Source organism: Pedobacter sp. 10L46_2, from assembly GCF_056395165.1.
Genome location: NZ_JBFTIZ010000371.1, coordinates 1 through 3,750, shown reverse-complemented (window position 1 = coordinate 3,750; position 3,750 = coordinate 1). Strand labels below are relative to the sequence as shown.

Annotated in this window: 4 protein-coding genes; 1 reads left to right on the top strand and 3 read right to left on the bottom strand. The window is 38.9% G+C overall.

Going from position 1 to position 3,750, the window contains the following annotated elements:
• Positions 1–1,475: MATE family efflux transporter (locus AC1DDX_RS25150; protein WP_477622802.1), on the top strand; the 1,475-nt coding region annotated here is incomplete at its 5' end.
• 83 nt (positions 1,476–1,558) lie between these two features.
• Here the strand turns inward: AC1DDX_RS25150 and AC1DDX_RS25145 are convergent.
• The 3 genes from AC1DDX_RS25145 to AC1DDX_RS25135 all read right to left on the bottom strand — a co-directional run bounded on the left by AC1DDX_RS25145 (position 1,559) and on the right by AC1DDX_RS25135 (position 3,617).
• Entirely contained in the window at positions 1,559–1,957 is a 399-nt protein-coding gene (locus AC1DDX_RS25145; protein ID WP_172663350.1) for a DUF983 domain-containing protein, read from the bottom strand.
• Between the two features lie 64 nt (positions 1,958–2,021).
• Complete coding sequence (locus tag AC1DDX_RS25140) at positions 2,022–2,603, bottom strand: Crp/Fnr family transcriptional regulator (RefSeq protein WP_288883822.1); 582 nt, start codon at positions 2,601–2,603, stop codon at positions 2,022–2,024.
• Positions 2,604–2,630: 27 nt separating this feature from the next.
• On the bottom strand, positions 2,631–3,617 hold the full coding sequence (locus AC1DDX_RS25135) for a D-alanine--D-alanine ligase (RefSeq protein ID WP_172663352.1): 987 nt from the start codon (positions 3,615–3,617) through the stop codon (positions 2,631–2,633).
• Positions 3,618–3,750: the final 133 nt, after the last annotated feature.

Sequence of the window (3,750 nt, the reverse complement as noted above, 5' to 3'; positions counted from 1 at the left end):
GCTTTTCTAGCTGGTCGCGGTTTATTTATTACTTTTTCCCTTACCCCATGTTAGAACAAAAAACAGCTTCATTAGGCAAGCTATCTCAAATTTTTACACTTATAAAACAGGCCCTTAAAGGCGAAGATCTCGATTTTACCCAAGGTAGCATTCGTAAAGCTGTTATTTTACTGGCCATTCCTATGATGCTGGAAATGGCTATGGAATCTGTTTTTGCATTGGTAGACCTTTACTTTGTAGGACATTTACACAACAGCAGTCATGCAATACAAACAGTAGGGCTCACAGAATCTGTACTGACCGTTATCTACTCACTTGCCATTGGAATGAGCATGGCTGCAACGGCTGTGGTAGCCAGAAGGATTGGTGAGAAAGATCCGGTTGCTGCCTCAAAAGCTGGAATGCAGGCAATAATAATTGCAGTTGCGTTTAACCTGATCATTAGCATTGCGGGACTTATTTACGCAACCGACATTTTATTATTAATGGGTGCATCGGCCGAAACTGCAGCGCAAGGCACAACATTTATGCGCATTATGATGGGCGGCAGTATTATTATTGTTTTGTTATTCCTTATTAACGGGATATTCAGAGGTGCTGGTAATGCGGCTATAGCCATGAAAAGCTTATGGATTGCCAATATTGCCAATATCATTCTATGCCCTGTTTTAATTAATGGTTTTGGCCCAATCCCTGCATTTGGATTAACAGGCGCAGCAATGGCTACAAGTATCGGGCGCGGCATTGGTGTGTGCTATCAGGTTTATCACCTTGTAAGTGGCAAAAGCCTTTTAAAAATAAAGTTATCCTATTTCAGGCCTCATTTTGAACAGATAAAAGCTTTATTAAAAATTGCTACTCCTGGTATTTTCCAATTTGTTATTGCATCGTGCAGCTGGATATTTTTGGCGCAGCTTGTAGCCACAACAGGTGGAGATCATGGATCAGCAGGTTATCAAACTGCGTTAAGGCTTATGATGTTCTTTATGCTTCCGGCATGGGGAATGAGCAATGCTGCTGCAACGCTGGTTGGCCAGAATCTGGGCGCAAAACATATTGACCGGGCAGAGCAATCTGTAATGAAAACTGCAAAATATGTGGTGATTTATATGCTATTTGTTATGGTGTTAACCTTTGGCGTTGGACGCTATTTTATATCATTTTTCAGCAATGATGTTTTAATACAGGAGGTTGCGAAAAATGCGCTTCAGATTATGAGTCTTGGATATATCTTTTATGGTATTGGCATGGTTCTGATCAGCACCTTTAACGGTGCCGGAGATACCTGGACGCCTACATGGGTTAATCTTTTTGGCTTCTGGCTGTTCCAGATTCCTTTGGGTTACTTCCTTGCTAAATATTTAGAAATGGGCCCGACAGGCGTATTTATTGCCATTCCGGTTGCCGAAACAGGTATTGCAATAGCAGGTTATATTCTATTCAAAATAGGAAAATGGAAGACTATAAAAGTCTAACTGCGTTATAAATCTAACGGCAGCACAAGCCGTCATCACTCCTATCGTCAAGATGACGGCTTGTGCTATGAAAATATTGAACCTTATGCCTGGTGTTTCAAATCCGGAACATACCCCAGGCCAGGTGTAAGCCAGTGCAATAAAAACACTCTTGAATAGCGGTAATTAAACGGAGCAAATAGAAATACACCAACCATAATAATGGCAACATATATCCAAAGGTTCTCGTAAGTAAGATCTACGCCCAGTATATAAGCTGCTACCGCGATGGTAATCATTTCAGCAACATTCATAGCATAACTAATGAACATTGCTACATAAAAAAAGCCAGGTTCCCTTTCAAAACGAAGGTTACAAACGGGACAATATTCATTAGTTGTCTGGCCCTTAAAAGCATAAAGCTTACCAGAAAATATTGGGCCTTTTCTACATCTTGGACATTTACACTCCACAACTGCCTGTATTTTTGATATTGGTTTCATAACTTTAATATTATGACACAAAAATACGACAGATAAAACAGTTAATTTATGATCCAGATCATACTTAAATTCTAATGATTTTACCCCTAAGCAGTTTCAATTCCTTCTGATCTGAAAGTTTTTTGATGATACGGATTACCGTTTCCACTCGTAGCCCGCTCATGTCTGCGAGCTGCTGCCGGGTTACCTTTAGCTCCTGACTATGTTCTACATCTTTAAACAGGTAAGCAATAAGCGTTCTTATTCTGTGTTCTGCATGTTCATTTGCCAGTTCTTCGAGCATCATTGACTTATAAAACAAACGATGGCTCAGGGTCTGAATAAGCTTCATACTAAAATCAGGATGTTCCTTTAGCATTTTAAGAAAGTCCTCTCCTTTTACCACTATAATTTCCGAATCCTGAGTGGCGATTGTGTAGGCCAGATAAGATTTATTAACCAATAATGCAGGTTCTCCGAAATACTCGTTGGCTTTAAAGATGCCTTGTATAAATTCTTTGCCATCATCATTTACGGTTACCATTCTCACCTTGCCACTCTTTATAAAATATACTGCCCTGGGATGAGCTCCAGGCTCATAAATTACATCTCCCTTTTTATAAAGAGATGGTTTAAAATTATTATCCAGCAAATATTTAATTGTCATGATGAAAATGCATTTTCATGTTAAATGCTACCCTATCGTTTCCTTAATGAGCTTAGTATAAAAATCATTTAACTTCATTCCCATTGCTGCAACTTGTTGAGGAATAAAGCTGGTTGAAGTTTGTCCGGGAATGGTATTTATCTCAATGAAGTAAAAATCACCTTCATCTTCTGTAAGTATAAAATCTATACGTACTACCCCCCTGCAATTCAACTTCACATAAACAGCTTCTGCTATTTTTGCCACTCTGTCTCTTGTTGCCGGTTTAACCGCTGCAGGGGTTGTTTCTGTGGCTACTCCAGGAGTATATTTAGCTTCAAAATCAAAAAACTCTTTTGCCGTTTCTACCTCTGTAATAGGCAACACCTTTATTTTGCCATCAAGTTTTACTACACCAACGGTAAACTCTCTGCCTGATATAAACTCTTCTATCAAAATTTGGTTATCCTCATGAAAAGCTTTCTCAAGAGCTGCTTCCAAATCATTGCCATGGCTAACCTTACTCATGCCGATGCTACTGCCGCCGTTATTTGGTTTAACAAAGTATGGTAATTTAAGGTCTTTTTTTAGTTGAATTAAATCGTAAGGTACATTCTTAAAGATCTGAGCAGATTTAGCAACATTCAATTGATCTATATTTTGTACAACGGCCTTTGTATAACCTTTGTTCATGGTAATGGCCGATGTAAGCGCATCACATGTTGTATACGGAATATTAAGCATATCAAAATACCCTTGTAGCTTGCCATCTTCGCCCGGGGAGCCGTGTATAGCTATAAATACCCCTTCGAACATTATTTTTCTTCCTTTTATGGTAAGAGAAAAATCGTTACGGTCAACCTCTATTTTCACAGAATCTGCAGGCTCATAAAACCAGCCTTGCTGGGTAAGCATAATTTTATAAACATCGAATTTACTGGTATCTAAATTCTGTGCTATTGTTGCGGCACTTTTAACGGAGACTACCCATTCGCCAGTGGTACCTCCGGTTAGCAATGCTATTGTTTTCTTCATCTGTATAATTTTTTAAATTCTAATACATCTATTATATGTATACGCGTTATGAGTTATAATGTATACATAACTTACTATCGTTGGTCAACAACTGTCCGAGCGATCTAACTAAGCAAAGTGACCAGGTCAGCTA